This is a genomic window from Paenibacillus sp. FSL H7-0714 (genome assembly GCF_038003765.1).
GTDB lineage: Bacteria > Bacillota > Bacilli > Paenibacillales > Paenibacillaceae > Paenibacillus_AQ.
Window position 1 is genome coordinate 392,766 of record NZ_JBBOPT010000001.1, and the last position, 18,735, is coordinate 411,500.

13 protein-coding genes are annotated in these 18,735 nt (G+C 43.7%); 9 read left to right on the plus strand and 4 right to left on the minus strand.

Features of this window, described 5'->3' with window-relative positions; genetic code table 11:
- Positions 1 to 312 precede the first annotated feature (312 nt).
- Positions 313 to 1,101 (plus strand): formate/nitrite transporter family protein, encoded by a 789-nt coding sequence (locus tag NST34_RS01765; protein ID WP_341058991.1) that lies wholly within the window; start codon positions 313 to 315, stop codon positions 1,099 to 1,101.
- A gap of 150 nt (positions 1,102 to 1,251) precedes the next feature.
- Entirely contained in the window at positions 1,252 to 2,883 is a 1,632-nt protein-coding gene (locus NST34_RS01770) for an ATP-binding protein (protein WP_341043752.1), read from the plus strand.
- Positions 2,884 to 2,983: 100 nt separating this feature from the next.
- On the opposite strand, the gene NST34_RS01775 is transcribed toward NST34_RS01770, so the two are convergent.
- Entirely contained in the window at positions 2,984 to 5,311 is a 2,328-nt protein-coding gene (locus NST34_RS01775) for a septation ring formation regulator EzrA (RefSeq protein WP_341127010.1), read from the minus strand.
- Positions 5,312 to 5,482: 171 nt separating this feature from the next.
- Positions 5,483 to 5,626 carry a hypothetical protein gene (locus NST34_RS01780; protein ID WP_167348483.1) on the minus strand — a complete coding sequence of 48 codons (144 nt, stop codon included), beginning with the start codon at positions 5,624 to 5,626 and terminating at the stop codon, positions 5,483 to 5,485.
- A gap of 291 nt (positions 5,627 to 5,917) precedes the next feature.
- Between NST34_RS01780 and NST34_RS01785 the strand changes: the two genes are divergently transcribed.
- Complete coding sequence (locus tag NST34_RS01785; RefSeq protein ID WP_341127011.1) at positions 5,918 to 9,040, plus strand: EAL domain-containing protein; 3,123 nt, start codon at positions 5,918 to 5,920, stop codon at positions 9,038 to 9,040.
- Positions 9,041 to 9,211: 171 nt separating this feature from the next.
- On the opposite strand, the gene NST34_RS01790 is transcribed toward NST34_RS01785, so the two are convergent.
- Entirely contained in the window at positions 9,212 to 10,306 is a 1,095-nt protein-coding gene (locus tag NST34_RS01790) for a GGDEF domain-containing protein (RefSeq protein ID WP_341127012.1), read from the minus strand.
- Between the two features lie 244 nt (positions 10,307 to 10,550).
- On the opposite strand from NST34_RS01790, the gene NST34_RS01795 reads away from it, so the two are divergent.
- The gene (locus tag NST34_RS01795) at positions 10,551 to 12,068 is read left to right on the plus strand and encodes a methyl-accepting chemotaxis protein (RefSeq protein ID WP_341127013.1); all 1,518 of its coding nucleotides are present in this window, start codon (positions 10,551 to 10,553) and stop codon (positions 12,066 to 12,068) included.
- A 51-nt stretch (positions 12,069 to 12,119) separates the two neighbouring features.
- Here the strand turns inward: NST34_RS01795 and NST34_RS01800 are convergent, their stop codons facing one another.
- The gene (locus NST34_RS01800) at positions 12,120 to 12,635 is read right to left on the minus strand and encodes a nucleotidyltransferase family protein (protein WP_042193171.1); all 516 of its coding nucleotides are present in this window, start codon (positions 12,633 to 12,635) and stop codon (positions 12,120 to 12,122) included.
- A gap of 262 nt (positions 12,636 to 12,897) precedes the next feature.
- On the opposite strand from NST34_RS01800, the gene NST34_RS01805 reads away from it, so the two are divergent.
- The 5 genes from NST34_RS01805 to NST34_RS01825 all read left to right on the plus strand — a co-directional run bounded on the left by NST34_RS01805 (position 12,898) and on the right by NST34_RS01825 (position 18,476).
- Positions 12,898 to 14,502 carry a sensor histidine kinase gene (locus NST34_RS01805; RefSeq protein WP_340975098.1) on the plus strand — a complete coding sequence of 535 codons (1,605 nt, stop codon included), beginning with the start codon at positions 12,898 to 12,900 and terminating at the stop codon, positions 14,500 to 14,502.
- Positions 14,499 to 15,227 (plus strand): LytR/AlgR family response regulator transcription factor, encoded by a 729-nt coding sequence (locus tag NST34_RS01810; RefSeq protein ID WP_042184277.1) that lies wholly within the window; start codon positions 14,499 to 14,501, stop codon positions 15,225 to 15,227. The genes NST34_RS01805 and NST34_RS01810 overlap by 4 nt, the downstream gene beginning before the upstream one ends.
- A gap of 138 nt (positions 15,228 to 15,365) precedes the next feature.
- Positions 15,366 to 16,604, plus strand: a complete 1,239-nt coding sequence (locus NST34_RS01815) for an L-lactate MFS transporter (RefSeq protein ID WP_341127014.1) — start codon at positions 15,366 to 15,368, stop codon at positions 16,602 to 16,604.
- Positions 16,605 to 16,881: 277 nt separating this feature from the next.
- Complete coding sequence (locus tag NST34_RS01820) at positions 16,882 to 17,547, plus strand: RNA polymerase sigma factor (protein ID WP_341127015.1); 666 nt, start codon at positions 16,882 to 16,884, stop codon at positions 17,545 to 17,547.
- Positions 17,508 to 18,476, plus strand: coding sequence for a hypothetical protein (locus NST34_RS01825; protein WP_341127016.1), 969 nt, complete (start codon positions 17,508 to 17,510; stop codon positions 18,474 to 18,476). Before NST34_RS01820 ends, NST34_RS01825 begins: the two co-directional genes overlap by 40 nt.
- The last annotated feature ends 259 nt before the right edge of the window (positions 18,477 to 18,735 follow it).

Genomic DNA, 18,735 nt, shown 5'->3' on the forward strand with positions numbered 1-18,735 from the left:
TGAATTCATTCAACAGGCTTTTTTAAACGCCAATACTCAATCATAAAGCCCTATCTTCACACATAAGTTGTCACAAGACTACATGTGGAGGAAGTGAGGATAGGCATATGATCTTAGGGTGCTTGATACTCGTGCTTATCATCGTAGCCAGTAGTGAAAGAGCAGAAGCGATTGCAAAAATGAATGAGGACACTTAGGATTTTTACCATGATTTGGTTCAAGTAATTTCCAGCTGGTTATTGGGTATAATAACGCAAGATTGCACGATTAGCCCATAACTAGCTGGAAAACCCAAATTCCTAAGGAGGTCACATGGAGAACGAGGCGCTGCTACAGGTTGAAAAATTAGCACTTAAGAAACAAAAGATCTATCGGCAAAGTATATTGCGCTATATTGCCAGAGCCATGCTGGCCAGTATGTTTATCGGGTTCGGCGTAATTGTAGCATTCAAGACAGGCAACTACTTCTATATGGAGCATTCACCATTTGCGTATCCAATGGCTGCGATTACTTTTGGAGCAGCGATCATCCTAATCTCATACGGGGGAGGGGACTTATTTACCGGAGATACTTTCTACTACACGTACACGGCTTTGAGGCGCAAAATGAAATGGACCGAGGTTGTACGTATGTGGGTCATGAGTTATATAGGTAACATTCTTGGTGCTGCTGCATTTGCACTGTTGATTTTTTTAACAGGCCTGTTTTACAGTTCTGATGTAAATGGTTTTTTACTATATGTGGTTGAGCATAAAATGGAGGCTCCGGCAGGTCAGCTTTTTTTCCGTGCTATCCTCTGTAACTGGCTCGTTTGTATGGCTTTTTTCATCCCGATGAATATAAAGGGCGATGGGGCCAAAATGTTCGCAATGGTCTTATTCGTATTCTGTTTTTTCATCTCCGGTTATGAGCATAGTATTGCCAATATGTGCACCTTTGCAATTGCATTAGTCCTTGACCATCCCGGAACGGTTTCGTGGGGCGGTGTGGTACATAATCTTGTGCCCGTTACAATCGGAAATCTAATTGGCGGTGGAGTTCTGATGGGGGTTATGTATTATTATGTGAACAAACCTTTTCTTGACGACACGAAGGATTAAGAAGAAATAATGTGCATCCGCAACTTCGCTCTTTAAAAGAGCGGAGTTTTTTTGTGCTGCAAGAAATTTATTCGCATTGGGATATTTTGATTTTTTAGGGTTCAAAAGGATTAGGGGGAAAGAAGTAGAATACATATTAGTATTACAAAATTGAAGATTCATACAGAATGGGGTAAGGCTTTGGAAAAGACAACAGGGGTACTGACGGATGAGACTATCATTAAGGCTTCCAATCAGCATTGCATGGATCAAGGAATAGACCCTGAGCAGCCTCCTATTTTTCCAAAATGTTATGCTGCAGATGAACTGGGGTCACAACTCCGTGTATATAGTGAAGTGATTGAGGTTATTGATTTTTTTGTGACTAAGTTCCTTTCTTCAGTAAAAGGTAATCCGATCCTTGTTACGATATCGGATGATGCAGGTTATCTATTGGCGTTCAAAGGGGATCCGACAATTATTGATCTCGTTGGGCAGGTTGGCATCAAAGAAGGTGTACAACTAAATAAAGAAGTGGGTACAAATTCAATTGCGTTGTGTCTCGAACACCAGCGGCCTTTTCAGTTGAAGGGACAAGACCATTATCATCAAATTCTTCATCGTTTAGTATGCTGTACGGCTCCTTTTTATAAAGAGGATGGACGAGAAATATTGGGGACGATATCATTTATGGCGGATATAGATGTGGCGCATCCCCACTTATTGCCTTTACTCTGTACCATGGCTGACTCCATCGAACGCGAGATTTTGCTGCGTAGAGGGAATGCTGAGCTTCAGCTTTTAAATCGAATCCTATTGGATACCAATTATTTGGGTGTTATTATAACGGATGAACTCGGAACGATCGTCAATATAAATGAGAACTGCTTAAACATGCTTCATTTGGATGGTGAACATCAAGAATCTGTTATCGGTGCCAGTGTCTTCGAAATTCGAAATGTGGGCTCTTATTTTCAGCATGTCATTCTTCAGCAAGAGGCATGTGCTGGGCTGGAAGTGATTCAAGAGAGCAACGGTTTGTTTGAACATTATATGCTGGATGTGCTTCCGGTTTATGATTCGAATGCATGTTTAGCTCGTGTGATTGGGAGTCTTCGTAATATCACAGAGATGAAAAAAACGGAAGAAGTGCTGCGCAATACAGAGAAGCTAGTGGTTGCTGGACAACTAGCCATGAGTATCGCACATGAGATTCGCAATCCGCTAACTACAGTCAAAGGAATGCTTCAACTGGCCAATAAAGATTCGCAACTGCTACATTATGATCTTATTATGTCAGAAGTAGAAAGAATGAACCTCATTGTGAGTGAGTTCCTCATACTAGGTAAACCGCAGGCCGCGCATTATAGGGTAGAACAATGTAGCACGATTCTGCAGGAAGTGCTCAGCATCTTTGCGATTCAAGTGGAGATGAATAATATATCATTGAACACGCAATTCCATTTTGATGCGAATATCTTGTGTGATCGCAATCATATCAAGCAGGTCTTCCTAAACATCCTAAGAAACTCAATGGAAGCCTTGCCATTTGGCGGAAGCATTACAGTTGCCCTAGATGTGGAGAATGGATTCCAGAAGATTACCTTCACAGACAACGGAGAGGGTATGAACCGGGAAGTACTCGATAAATTAGGCCAGCCTTTTCACACGACCAGAGGTGATGGTAATGGACTGGGAATCATGATTGTTAAAAAGATAGTATCTGCACATAGAGGGCGAGTGGCCATAGCGAGTGAAGTGGGCGTAGGTACGGCCGTTACGATTTATCTGCCAATAAAATAAAGGGCTTGTCATGACTATTTCTTCGTCATGCAAGCAGTAATTCATAATAAAAGACTCTTCCGCCCAAGCAGGCTGGAAGAGTCTTTTGTTTGGAGATAGTCTACCACTTGGATCCGCCTGATGAATTTCGGCCGGACTTCCCTCCGCCGCCCCAAGAAGATCCGCCGGAGGATTTGCCACCGCTGCCGCCTCCACCCCAGGAGGAGCCACCGGAGGAGCGTCCTCCACCGAATCCACCTGATGAAGGAGGGCCAGAGGACATTCGTTTGCGAGCCTGCGCGCGACGTTGCTGTTCTCTCATCATAGCTAATTGAGCTAGTCGTTCTTCTTCTTCCTTCTGACGAACGAGTCGGTTCGCTTCATTCACAAAGGAAGTGATCTGTGAATCATAAGAACGGCCAAGGGACTCCAGTTCCTCAAGATTATAAGGCCGGGATGCCAGGCGATGATCCAGTGCACTGTATTCCGGCAGTAAGGATAGCTCGAAGTGAATTCTAGAAGATAATCCTCTGCTATGCAGCATTCGCTGGGTCGTTTCCACCCGGCTTTGCCCTTCGGAAAAGAGGCGAGTGACCTTATCCAGTCTTTCATGAAGTGCATTTAGACTTTCTGAGACACCATCGAACTGTCTTGCAGCTTCATCTAGGAGGGACAGCAACTGTTCTAGCGCATTGTGGGCCTTATCATATTCGCCGCGCTCATCACTAGTCCAATTCTCAATCTGCGCCACTTCACTAGCACCTTCCCGAAGGCGTGTGCTCCACTCTGTAAGGATGTTCTCCACAGTTGACACATGCTGTTCTTCAAAATACATACGTGCTTCGGTAATCCGGCTTTGCAGTCCGTCTCGCCGCTGTTTTAATTGGCTCCATTCGGTGCGGAATGTCTCTAAATCTCTGCGGTTGTTTTGCCGAAGGAGTGCTTGTTGTTCTGTCATAGCAACAGCCTCATCCAGGAGAAGGTCAAGAGTGGCGCCAATCTTGCGCACCTCATCCATATCTCCAACACGCAGCGGCGCTTCAAGCGTCAGCGATTCTGCGCGGGCCTGCTCCAGACGGTCAAATGGTTTTACCTTCATGTTGTGGAGTGAATTCTGCTCGATGATGTTTGTGATTTTGGTACGGGCTGCAGCTAATACCGTAGGGAACTGGTTTAGCTTATCATCGTAGAGATCGACATCCTTCAGGTCTTGTTCAATCTTTTCTTGGCGATCTTGTGCATCCTCGGTAATTTCTTGTGCGGCGATAGGGTCAAAAAGCTCCAATTGATCTGCCTTAGAGGTCTTCTCGGCAAGCTCCTTGAGCTCTTCTACAATTTCTTGAAGTGCATAGCCAGTTTCTTTAACCGCACCTTGTAGCTGCTCTTCAAGCTCTGGTGCATCCTCTTTCAGCTCTGTAATTCGCTGTTTAACATTGCGATCAGCTTCACTGATGACAGCAATGTTCTTCTCTTCCTCCTCAAGCGCTGCGCGGAAGGAGTCCTCTGTCTGCTGTAATTGTTCCACGGCTGCCTTAAGGGCAGTCAAACGATAAAAGGGTGGCTGTACACCTTGCCCATCATTTTGCAGTGAAGAGATTTCAACGAGCTTTGCAGAGAGTCGTTTTGAAATGCCTTCTACCAGTACCTCGGTTTTTCCCTGAACGATCCCTTGAAATGGCTTTAATGACTCCAATGCTCGATTCGCCCGTACTAGCAAATCGGATAACTGCTCTTGTTGTACGTTTAGCTGTTTGCGTCGACGTAGACCTGTGATCACAATAAATAGCACAAGTAGTATTAGTACGATTCCGATTAGAATGGCGGCAATCGTAAACATGGAGCTACTGGAGCGGCTTCCTGTACTGACCGAGTTCCCTGGTTTACCGGAGGTTCCGTTCCCTAAACCGCTATTCGTACTGCCAACTGCGCTACCGCTTCCTGCACTTCCTCCAGCATTTCCGGTACTCTCCCCGATGGAATGAACCGCTTTAATTAAAGCCTTTGTCCCTCCAGCGAAGTCTCCTTCTCTGGCATAAGGGATGAAATAAGTATCAAGCAGCGCTGTAATGGCAGCACTTCCTGATTTCCCTACCTGATTTTGTGACCAGGCATTTAACGAGGTTTGAAAGCCAGGATTGTTAAAATTAAGTTCAATGGACTGATCGCCAGCAGAGATCAGCAAGAGAATATCGCGAGTGGACAGTCCCCATGAGGCGTAAGTATCCTCGGCGTATCTATCGGCCGGAGTGCCGTTTAAGGAATCTACGGTGAGTACATGCATAGTAACGAGATCTCCAGTGGCAGCAGCAGAAATGGACGTCGCTTCTGCGGAACTAAACATTCCAGCTTTATCGGTTACTAATCCCTGTTGAGCAGGGATTTCGGCGGCGTATGCAACGGGTATCCATAACACGCTGATCAATAAGAATAAAGCTAAATACTTTTTCAAGCTGACACGCTCCAATCTGAAGGACTTTGTATTCAATATATTATGCTGATAATTATACTATATCATTAACCCTCACGTGACGCGGGGATACTCCTATTCTTACATGGCTGCCAATCATACAAGCAAAAAAAGCCGCATTCCCTAAAGGAATGCGGCGAATATTCAGAAAGATTATCTTGTCGGCAGACAAAGAATGTATTGCAATCTGGATTTAATTTCTTTTTGCCATTTTAAATCTCCAACTTTAACGGCAAGATTGAGCAGATCCAGATAATCGTCAACCTGTAGTGTTGTTCGGGTAGAGGTAACGTTCATGGGTGATCAGTCTCCTTTTAACTTAAATATAGTAAAGTGAAATCAATAACTTATTTAATAATGATAATCATTATCAACTTGTATCATTATTGCTATTATCCACATTTTCTATCTAAAAAGCAATATAAAAATGTAGCATCCGTAATTTTATATAAATTACAAAGGGAAGGGTTCATTGCTGGGATTTGCGTATATTATGTGACGAGGAAAGAAAAAGCAGGGGTATTGCCATATTTTGTCGAATAACATTTAGGATATTACTGTAAATTCAGTAAAAAGGGGGAATGAGCGATGAAGCAGTACAGACTGTTGCTTCTGATTAGCATTCTGTTTATGCTCTTACCTCCTACTGCCATTCACGCCGAAAGAAAGGAGATCGAATATCAAGTAGAGCTGGAATATCCACCTTATAAATATATAAAAGATGGGTACATGACCGGTTTTGATATTGAATTGAGTAATATGATCTTTGAGAAGCAGGATTACGATGTCCACTACAGTACAGGGAAGTGGCCTGATGTATATAATCGGCTCGTTCAGGGAGATATCGAAACAGCGGGTCTAATGGCAGTAACGGAAGGACGACAACAAGAGTTGTTATTTTCGGAACCTGTTTTCAAAAGCTATATTTCAATCTACGCAAGGCGAGGGCTTAAGGGTGAGATCGATTTAAATAAGCTTGGAGGTTATAAGATAGGTCTAGGAAACGGGCAGTATTCTGAAACAGTACTGAACGGGAAACTGGGAATTAATGATTACGTAGAATATGCAACGATCCCTAAAGCCTTGGAGGCTTTAGAAAAAGGGGAGATTGACCTTCTATTTGAGAATCAGGAGGTGGTCGATTATCTGCTCGTTGAACAGGGGAAGACGGACAGTATTATTAAGGAAATGAATGATCTTTATCCCAGGGATGTGGCTTTTGCAATCAATAAGTCTACACCGGAGTTAGTTTCTTATGTTAACGAGAGATTGGTGGAATTACAGCATTCGGGTGCTTTTGAAGAATTGTACCAGAACTATTTCTTCGTTCATTCTGATTATTATAAAGGCATGATCCACAAAAGATGGGTTTACGGAGCAATCCTTCTATTCTGTCTTCTTATGCTGGGTGGAGTCCTGCTTAAAATGAATATTAATCGTTTACGGCGTGCTGTTTATTCAGAGCATCAATTTTTTGAGGATGTTATAGAGCATAGTGGTATGGTAGTTTGGGCGGTGCAGGCAGATAAAAAGGTAGTGCGGTTTAACAAGTTTGCTGAGCGGATGACGGGTTTAAGTGAAAAAAAGGTGCTGGGAGTAAATATTGAGGATATCGATGGTCTAGAAGGTAGTACGGCTGCAATCCGTGATCTTTTGATGCGGGCAATACGGAATGAATATGTTAACAACGTAGAAATTAAGCTCCCAGACCAGTCATCTGAAGCGCGATATTTTTCATTCCGGACAGCCTTATTAAAAGGACTTGATAAGCAAGCAGCCGATATCTTTGTACTTGTAGGTGTGGATATCGATAATCGTAAACAAAATGAGCTGAGGCTACAGCTAAGTTATAGGGAATTGGAAGCTACATACGAAGAGCTCTCAGCGACAGAGGTCGATCTACAGGAACAATTTAATAGGCTTCAAATCAGTGAACGACGTTTCCGGCTCACCACAGAAGGTTCTGGTGCATATATGTGGGAGTTTGATTTGGAGGCGAGACGTTTTAATTTATCAGACCGATGGTATGACCTCATAGGTTACACGAAGGATGAAATCAACTCGTTTGAAGAGGGAGCTTTTAGTATCGTTCATCCCGATGACCTAGCTTCAACCCGTAAGCTTAAACATGATCACCTGGAGGGTGTTACACCTATTTTCGAAACGGAGTTCCGCATGATTACCAAAGACAATCAAATCGTGTGGTTTGAAGTTAGGGGTAAGGCTACCGTTAATCCAAAGGATGAAGTTCTATTATTCATGGGCTCCTTGATTGATATCAGCGAGCGGAAGCAAGCGGAGCTTAATCTGAGCAACAGCTACCAAGAACTTGGGGCGACCTATGAGCAGCTCGCGACTACTCAACAGGAGCTTCTGGTACAATATAATATGCTTCTAGACAATCAGAAACATATGCATCGTCTGGCTTATGTGGATGCGCTCAGTAATTTACCTAACCGTTTATGTCTGCTGGAGACCATGGAGAAGTATCTAAAGCATCCGGGAGGGAAATTTGCACTACTGTTTTTAGATTCAGATAATTTCAAATACATCAACGATACCTTAGGTCATAAATCCGGGGATGTACTCATCCGGAAGGCAAGTGAGAGATTGCAGTCACTGATGCGGGAAGGAGATATGCTCTCACGGCTAGGTGGAGATGAATTTGTTATTTTTATTAAGGATACAGAGGACCGTGAGGCTGTGTTGAATCTGGCAGAGCGTATAATGAGAGCGTTCAGGCAGTCCTTTTTAATAGGAGAGAGTAATTTGTACGTCTCGCTAAGCATCGGAATTTCCTTTTATCCAGAGGATGGGGAGACGGCCGAGCAAATTTTGAGTAATGCGGATGTGGCGATGTACCGTGCTAAAGAGGATGGCAAGGGAACTTATGTAGTCTATGACAAATCGATGCATACAGCGTTTAATGAACGAATGAATATAGAGAAACATTTGCGCAGTGCAATGAACAATAATGAATTTGAACTGAACTATCAGCCCCAGATGGATATCGAATCCGGATTCATCTCAGGCTTTGAAGCTTTAATTCGTTGGAACAGCCCATCGCTTGGTTCTGTATCTCCACTTTCGTTTATAAAAATTGCTGAGGATTCCAGACTGATCATCGATATTGGTGAATGGGTGCTTCGCGAATCTTGCGTTTTTATGAAAGGTATTCAAGATCGTACAGGTGTTCCTTATAAAATATCGGTCAACATTTCGATTATTCAGCTATTCCAGAACGATTTTATCGAGATGGTACAGGATAGTCTGGCAGTAAGTGGCCTAAATCCAAGCTGTCTTGAGCTGGAAATCACGGAGTCTATTTTTATGAAATCATTTGAGAGTATTCTGGGTAAGCTGCAGTTTCTTAAATCTAAGGGCATTAGTATCGCCTTGGATGATTTCGGAACGGGCTACTCATCACTTAGCTATTTGCAGCAATTGCCGATTTCAACGCTCAAGATGGATAAAACCTTTATTGATTCACTCTCAGAAAAAGCTAACAGCCAGTCTTTTGTGCAGTCCATTATACAGTTGGGGCATAATATGGGACTAAAAGTTGTAGCAGAGGGTGTAGAAGAGGTTATTCAAATGGATTTGCTCAAGCAATTAGGCTGCGACAAGGTTCAAGGCTACCTGATTAGCAGACCTGTGCCGAAGCAGGCAGTCGTAGAGCTTTTGGAAACACAGAGGCGCTATGGGATTTAGCAGTCAGATTCAAACAGATGAACACAAACAAGCCCGTGAAAAGATCCGTGGGCTTATTTGTTCAAATATAAGAATTTATAAGTCTCACGCTATATATTATCATTATATTTCTCGCATAAACGCTTACCGTCCATTAGGGACGTCGAAGGCGTTTTTGCTTGTGTTCGGTCTTTAGCTGATTACGATTTTGTTCTTCCCGGTGTTCTTAGCCTCGTAAAGTGCATCGTCTGCTTTCTGAAATGTAGAGTTTTTGGAATCTGTTCCTATAAAATCGTGCATACCGATACTGACGGTTACGTTTTTATCGTTCATTTCCGCAAAGGGGGTATCGGAGATGGACGTTAGAATATGCTTCATAATCTCATGAGAATGATCAAGGGTTTTAGAAGTCAGAATGACGACAAATTCTTCCCCGCCAAAGCGAGCCGCGAAATCATCAGGACCGACATGCTCGAGGAGGATCGCTGCAACCTTTTGTAATACGATATCTCCAACGGAATGCCCATAGGAATCATTTACTTTTTTGAAGTTGTCGATGTCCATAACGGCTAGCTGCATGGGAAATGGATTACTCTGCTGATGATCGATCAGCCATCCTAAGTATTCATGAAACGTCTTATGATTATAAAGGTCCGTCAGAGGATCGATCTTGGATAGCCGATCCATGATTATATTCTGAATGCGTAATTCCTGTTCTGACTTTACAGAGTTCTCCAGCGATCGCATCAAATCACGCCCACGACCGATGACTGCAAAGCCTGCTAAAGCAGTAGCGGCAAAAATAAGAACAATAATGATAGTTTGGGTGATGGGGACATATCCGTGATTAGATGCCTTGATGAATAAAATGATCGTGTACAGTAGACAAACAGCAGAAGAGGCTATCATATAACTAGACTTCATATAGATCATGGATACAAGCAGCGGCAGCAGCATAATTAATGACATTACATACAGTTCATCATTGAGATTGATGATAATCAGAAGCGCAAATAAATGGCTCGCTACTGTAATAGCTAGCTCTGACCATAGGGGTTTCCATCTATAGATAAGTTCCAGAATAATGATCAAAGTCAATATGATGGAATCAGGAATCAGCGACTGAGTAATAAACTCTCCCATGGTTAGGGTATCCGAATGTTGGCCCCATAGGCATTGAGAAACAAACATATGAATACTTAAATCCACAATCAGGATGATCCAGAATGCATTAAGCAGCACGCGATTCCAATGGGTCTGACGAGGAGTTTGAGATGTAGTATGCATAATGTGTTCCTCTTTTCCAGTGGCAATTTGCTTATATATTCGACAATAATTACGGATTCCCTCTCGACCAATTATCTCCAAATATATTCGTATATTACGGTTACGTTGGTGTAAGTCCTCCAGGGATATGGATTTGCGTGTGGAAAGACTGATCGAAAAGGAATAGTATAGAAAGTATTTCCTTTAATTAACTCTGCTGATATAATGTTAGAATACATAACATCAATCGAGTGGAGTGGGAATAATGATGCAGATTCGTCGAAGCCAGATTTTTGTAGTCGTCCTGTTGCTCCTTGTCAGTGTTTACAGTTTGTTGATAGACATGTTCTGGATTCATAAGCTGGTAATCATCCTGCTTATGGCTTCTCTAGGCTGGGTCCTACTAAATTTGTCCCGCTACGGTTACCGCAAAGAAGCGCTGCTGAAGGAGTCGCAGAATAAAGTTGAGCTGCTTGGCAATGAGATTGTAGTTACTTCGGACCGACTGCATGGTGCACTCGAAGAAATCAGTCGTCATACAGAAGAGCTGCAGCGGACAGCAGATTATTCACATGAATACGAGATGGATTTGCGGATTCGCAGTAACGAAGCTAAAGCTAATATTGAAGGTGCTTATCAGACAATGGGCGGAGTAGCATCCGTTACAGCACATATCGAAGAGTTGACGGAGAGACTGGGGTCAAATATGAAATATGCTCGTCAGGGAATGACAACCATGGTTGATTCCTTGAGCATCGCAGATGCTGTGATGAAGGATTTACAGATGCAGAGCGGGGACATGTTAGCTAAGTTTACTATCTTGAGTAATCATATTGCGATGGTAGAAGAGATCAATACGCTTATTAACGGAATTGTGGATGAGACCTCACTGCTAGCGCTTAATGCTTCTATAGAAGCGGCCCGGGCCGGGGAACAGGGCCGCGGATTTGCGGTGGTGGCCAGCCGGATTCGGCAGCTGGCTGATCAAAGCAAGAGCTCGGTAGACCGTTCCTCTGGCATCTTGCTCGACATTAATAACGGAGTACAGCAGGTGCTGGAATCCGTGACGAAAGAGCAAGCTTCAGTGGAACGTGGGGTGAACGAGGTCGGCACTGTGAAGCTTCGACTCGATGATATCGCGTCGAGAGTCGATGAGGTAGGCAGCGCCGTAACAGAAACCATCGATGCTGCCGCGAAGCAGGGCAAGCTGATTGTTGAAGTGACGACGGAGCTGAGTGGGGCAGTGGCTATCGTGAATGAGACGATTGCCAATGTCGATCTTACGCTGGAACAGGTGACACGGCAGCGGAGCCAGATCGGGCAGCTGAACGAAGTCAGTGCTAATCTGTTAGCGGAGTCGCAATCGTTGCAGCAATCGGTTACCAGCATAGCAGCCCGAGAAGAAATCGAGATGAGCCAATATGCTGCCCGGCTTAAAGAAATGCAGAGTCTCTTGGAGACAATTTCAGCTAAGGAAGAACTGTACGACCCAGATACTGAAGTTCATCAAGGTATTTTGACCTCTTACATTAAAAAAAATCCGGATGTACAAGCCATTTGGTCCAATCGGACGGATGGGACCTTTATCTATTCTGAGCCAGCGGCTGGCCTCTTGAATGCCAAGCGACGTGATTGGTGGAATGGGGCCATAAATGAAGGTGAATATGTCTCGAAGCCTTATGTATCAGCGATTACGAAGCGTTCTTGTGTTACATTATCCAGAGCGATTAAGAATCGTCAGGGAGATGTCGTTGGTGTAGTAGGTATCGATTTGGCGGTGTAATAAAACCAGAAAAGCAAGCCCTGCTATATTAGGGGCTTGCTTTTTGTTATTTTAGGTAGTGCTGATCTGCAACTGTTTCCACGTCGCCTGCCAGTTCTTTTTAATAACGCGTTGTTCATAAATAGGGAGTAAGCTCGGGTTTTCAGTAAAATGTGGGGTAGGTCGTAATACTACATGAATAACATCGGAAATTCCGTGTGGAGCGACTAGGATGATTTTACCTGTTGGATCTAAGGAGAGTCCAAGTGCTGTGGCGGTTTCCGGAAACTTGGATATCGCATCAACAGCTGATGTATAAGGTGGAAGTTGATTGACGGTATGCATTCTTGCTTCATTTTTAACAGACCAGGGAACATTGGGGTTTAAATCTCTTAGCTTCGCCTCCCAATCCTTCTCCACTTCCTCTTGAAGATTGCTGTCGTCATAATAAATAACATCAACATCTGGCAAAGGTGTCCGTTCTTCGAAGCCATGAAGGGTGTCCCAAATTTTTGCACGCACAAAGCCAGCGCAAACCCACCAGTCAGGTAACTGCAGCGATCTAGCATTTTCTAATATATCCATCATCCAGGGATCATTTTGTACAAGCTGTATGATATCTGCCTCGTGTTCTAATATTTGCAAACTGCCCAACTCCGTATATGTATGTTTTTATTCTGTTCATATCATACAACAAGAGTTTCAATAGAGGTATTAAAGGATAGGCTGAATGGACAGAGGCATGAACTATCTTTATAATAAGTCGACATCTAGTCCTTTGGAGGCGGAGACCGTGCAATATACGTTTACGATTTTACTGCAATTATTCGAAAGAGCTGCACTACTGCTGATGTGTCTGTTCGTGCTGACTCGTCTGCCGCGGTTTAAAGAGATTTTTCAAAAAGGAACCTACGCCCCGCAGGAGCTTGCCATAGCGACGACGATATTCAGTTTATTTGCCATCTTCGGTACCTATAGTGGCATTAATGTGGAAGGCTCGCTTGTGAATGTACGAATTATCGCCATCGTGTCTGGTGGGATTTTGTTCGGGCCATGGGTAGGACTCATAACAGGCATCATCTCAGGGGTTCACCGTTTTTTAATTGATATCGGAGGGGTAACCTCTCTTCCTTGTCTGATTACGAGTATTACCGCAGGGATTGTGTCAGGGGTAATATACCGCCGCACTTCTGGTGAACGTCGCTGGATGGCCGGTATTTTGGCCGGGATGGCCTGTGAAGCCCTGACGATGCTGCTCATTCTAGTGATGGCCGAACCGTCGTCGCTGGGTGTGGATATCGTGTCCAAAATTGCTTTTCCGATGATTATGAGCCAGATTAGTGTCGGTCTGATTGTCATGCTAGTGCAGAGTGTGGAAGGTGAAAAGGAACGGATTGCGGCGAAGCAGTCCAAGCTGGCACTGGATATTGCCAATAAGACCTTGCCTTATTTTCGCAATATTAATCCCGAGTCGCTTCGTACCATCTGCCAAATTATCAAAGAAGATATCGGTGCAGACGCTGTAGCTATTTCGGATACAAGACTTATTCTCGCTTACGTTGGTGTTGGGGAAGAGGACTATACTACGACCAATGAAATTATAAGTGAAGAAACTAAGGTGACGTTGTCCAGTGGTGAAATTACGATCCGTAACGACGATAGTGATTATGTGAATCCAGAGATTAAATCGCTGATTATTATTCCATTGAAGGAAAAAGGCGAAGTGACGGGAGCGCTCAAAATCTATTACACCAGAGCCCACAAGATCACTTATTCTCTACAAGCTATGGCTGTAGGCTTGTCGCAAATGATCTCTACGCTAATGGAAGTATCGCGGGTTGAGGGCATTAAAGAAATGGCGAACAAAGCAGAGCTAAAGGCGCTGCAGACAAGCATTAACCCACACTTTCTGTTCAATGCGCTGAACGCGATTGCGTCCTCGATTCGGATTAACCCGGATAAGGCGCGCGAGCTGATCGTGAATCTGTCCGGTTATATGAGATACAATCTGGAGCTAACGGATGAATTCATTGATATTAAGCGCGAGCTGCAACAGGTTCAACAATACGTAGAGATTGAAAAAGCGCGCTTCGGAAGCCGGCTTAATGTCCTCTATGATATTGATGAGGTTCAGGTTCGGATTCCGAGTCTGATCATTCAGCCGCTTGTAGAGAATGCGATCATACATGGCATACTGAAGGTACGAGGGACGGGAACCGTAACGATTTCTGTAAAAGATCAAGGCGATAATGTGCGAGTTGGCATTCGGGATACCGGAGCTGGCATCAGCAAAGAAACCATAGAGAAGGTCTATGCTGGCGATATGCCGGAGAATAAGATCGGACTGTTTAATGTACATCAACGGGTCAAGCTCATCTATGGAACTGGTCTTACGATTCAGAGGCTCGATAAAGGGACGAACATTTATTTTGATGTCAAAAAGGAGGGTCTATGAGAGCAATTATCGTGGAGGATGAAGAGCTAGCAAGACAGGAACTGGCTTATTTAATAGAAACTCACAGTGGGATCGACATTGCCGCACAATTTGAAGATGGGCTGGATGCACTCAAATTTTTACAGGTTGAGACGGTAGATGTGATTTTTCTAGACATTAACATACCCTCGATCGACGGAGTACTGCTGGCTCAGAATATTAGCAGATTCTCGGTAAAACCTTATATAGTGTTTATTACTGCGTATAAGGAGCATGCCGCCGAGGCATTTGAGATTGAAGCGTTTGACTATATTCTTAAACCCTACAGTGAGGTTCGTATTAAGGCTATGCTGCACAAGCTAGAGGGGGCGTTCGCTGCTCGCGGAAGACAGGGGGAAGAGGAACGTAATCCAGTTAGTGATAAAGTGAATCTGTGGAAAAATGAAAAGATTATCGTAGTGAATGCTGATGATATTTATTACGCCTCCGCACAAGAGAAAAGTACGAGCGTAATAACTAAAGGTGAGGAGTATAGTATGGCGCTCAGCATCAGCGATTTTTATAATCGACTGCCGGAGGATCGTTTTTTTCGCTGCCATCGTTCCTATATCGTTAACCTGTCCAAAATCAAGGAAATCATCCCTTGGTTCAACAATACATACTTGCTGCGCCTGCATGATTTGGAGTTTGAGGTGCCGGTAAGTCGAAGCAAGGTAAAGGAATTCAGGCAGATCATGCGCCTATAAATGCAGTTCATTCTTCATTTTCGTCATCTCATGCCAGATTTCTCTCAACATCCGCTGGTTTAGCTACAATAAAGAGGCAATAGAAGCTCTTGTAGCAGATCACGAGAGGGAAAGAAGGAATAGACCATGACTTCGACGATGGACAACAAAAACGCCAAACGGTGGCTTATCGTATTAGGAACAGTAATTATGCAGATGGGTCTAGGTACCATTTATACATGGAGCTTGTTCAATGCACATCTGGTAACAAAATTCGGGTGGGAGCTTAATTCTGTTTCGATTACGTTTTCGATCACGAGCTTTGCACTCGCTTTTGCGACTTTGTTCGCAGGGAAATTGCAGGATCGTTTTGGTCTTCGTCGGTTAACTGCCGCCGCAGGGATTGTGCTTGGTCTAGGATTGATTCTTAGCTCTCAGGCGAATTCGCTTCTAATGTTCTATGTATTGGCTGGTGTAATCGTTGGTTTTGCAGACGGAACAGCTTATATCACTTCATTATCTAACTTAATTAAATGGTTTCCGAATAATAAAGGCTTAATCTCCGGTGTGTCCGTGGGTGCTTACGGAACGGGAAGCTTGATTTTTAAATATATCAATGGTAGTTTGATCGACTCGGTGGGTGTGTCTAATACGTTTATGTATTGGGGCATGATTGTTATGGTGATGATTGTAATCGGTTCCTTACTCGTCAGAGAAGCTCCAGTACAAGCGGCATCACTGGGTGCAACAGCAACATCGACTATCGCTAAACCAAAAGACTACACGGTAAAAGAAATGCTACGCACGAAAGAAGCTTATCTGTTATTCATTATTTTCTTTACCGCTTGTATGTGTGGTTTGTATTTGATCGGTATTGTAAAAGACATCGGTGTGCAGCTGGCTGGACTTGATGTACAGACGGCAGCTAATGCCGTAGCGATGATCGCAATTTTTAATACAGCAGGACGTTTGATCTTGGGTGCCTTGTCTGACAAAATGAGCCGTTTGAAGCTGGTTGGCGCTTCGCTTGCAGTAACGGCAGCCGCTATGTTGACCCTTAGCTATGCGACGCTGAATTTCGGACTGTTCTTCACTTGTGTAGCTGCCATTGCATTCTGCTTCGGGGGTAACATTACAGTGTTCCCGGCAATTGTCAGTGACTTCTTTGGTCTTAAGAATCACAGTAAGAACTATGGAATCGTATATCAAGGTTTCGGTATTGGAGCCCTTTCCGGTTCGTTCATCGCCGTCTTCCTGGGCGGGTTTAAACCTACCTTCGTGATCTTTGGTCTCTTGTGTCTTCTGGCCTGTATCATCGCGATTTCGCTAAAACCTCCGGTGGAGAAAGCGAAAGAGAAGAAAGCGCTTCGGCTCAAAGCTACAGAACGGACGGCTTAAAGGTAAAAAGACAATAAATTAAACAAAGACGTACAAACTGACAACAGTTGTACGTCTTTTTTCTATTGGCGGGCAGTAGTCCGTGGAGCATGTGAAACAAAAAAACTAAGGTGATCTGAATTCAGAATGAATTACTCATTGGAGAATATTACAGAAACACGGTCCGTATTGCAGCTATTATTGATTTTTGGCTCATTCTGCTAGGGTTACGGACTGTATAGCTCTTATTAGCCTCTACATGTGTATAATTGGAGTGAATTTGGGAGAATAGTTCGGTTTGCATAGGCACTTTTTTCGCTGCCCAAGTGTTATAGAAGATATAAAGGTTAAGGAGGTGCTTACAACGCCACAGGATTCGCTAGACCCAAAGGAGCTGGAAGAGTTCATCATTAGTATTCAAAAGGGCAATATCGAACGGTATGCTTTTATCGTTAGAGCTTTCCAAACGCCAATCTACCACTATTGCTATCGTTTGTTAGAAAACAAGCAGGATGCGGAGGACGCAGTTCAGGATATTTTGGTAAAAGGCTATCAATCTATCCATCAATACAAGTCGCAGATGCATTTCTCGGCATGGCTCTATCGAATCGCGTATCATCATTGCTTAAACCTGCTGCGCAGACGGCATTTGCAAAAGCGAGTCATGAGTATCTTCAAGCCTGAATTTATGTCTGCAAGTCCTGAACAAGAGCTGGATGATCGGTTGTTTAATCCCTCATTGTCAGCCGCTTTAGCACAGTTGTCGCTGGAAGAGAGGAATATGCTTATTCTGCGGGTGTTCGAGGAAAAAACTTATGCGGAGATAAGCGAAATTCTTGGGGTCAGTCCCAATGCACTGACGAAGAGAATGAATCGGATCAAGCGGAAGGTGCAGGAAGCTATGAAATTGGAGGAGGAGATCAGATGGAACGAACCACAATCAGCGATGAATACCAAAATATAATTTATGCCTCAGCCGGGAATGAACTTCTGGGTGAGATCGATGTAGAAGAGAAGGTTATGGGACATATCCGTGGCATATCAGAGCAAAAGCGATCATTCTCGCTCTCGCTGAAGACGATGAATAAAACAACGACAATTGCCAGTATGTTAGCCTTGTTCCTGATGATCTCAGTGACAGCTTATGCTGCAGCGGAATATATACAGATCCGCAATAGTGAAGGCGTAGTAAAGGTTCAGCATGTTGCGCCGAATGAATCTGCAGGAGTAGCCTCCTATGATAAGTATGCACAGAAAGTAGATGCTTTCGCTAAACCGGGAGAATTGATCGCCTATCTTGTGAACAATAATGCAGGTGCAGCAGCCTTGGCAACAGAATTGTCCTTTAAGTATAAAGAGCAGCGGATAGGCGCATATTCTGATTTTTTGAAGGAAATCAAACGGACAGGGGCGCCGATGCTTCCTGCATTGGCAGCAGGGTATGCTTTTGAATATGGGGTTATAAACCCTAATCATCCGACTACGGATGCGGAGAAGAAAAGTTCTCTATATCAGGAGACGTTAGAAGATCTTACTGCCCAAGCCAATAAAGAGAGGGGGAGCGGTAAGTTATTCATGATGGCTATACCGTGGTCGGAGCCCGGATGGATAAGCGCTACTTATTCCAAGGATAACGCTCATATAGGTATCTCTGCATCGATCATGCGTGGCGGGAAAGTGTTCGTGGAGCAAGAACCGGAGAATCAAGCGGATAAGATTATGGTGGCAGGCACAGAAGTGATCTATAACAAAGTAGTGAAGGAAGAGGTCAGCTACGATTATCTGAATTGGTATAACGAGAAGCAGGATGCGTATTATACACTCAGCAGCTACGGAGATAAGATTTTGAGTAAGGAGCAATTTCTGCAGGTGGCTGGGGAGCTGCTGAAGTAGATTCTTGTAGTTTTGTAGTTGCATGCGCTAAGTTAGTTGTACTTTGTACAATTAAAGTTAACTAATACGTTTATATAAGCCCTGTAGTTGTATTTAATACAGCTATTGCTGGTTAGATTAGTGGAAATAAACGTTTTTACGGATTTTAGTTGTAGAGAATGCAATTAAGGAAGAGGATATGGGAGAGTTGATTCAGATATAAAAGAAGGTACCCCTAATGCGAAGCTTTAGGGATACCTTCTTTATATTCTTAAGTCGA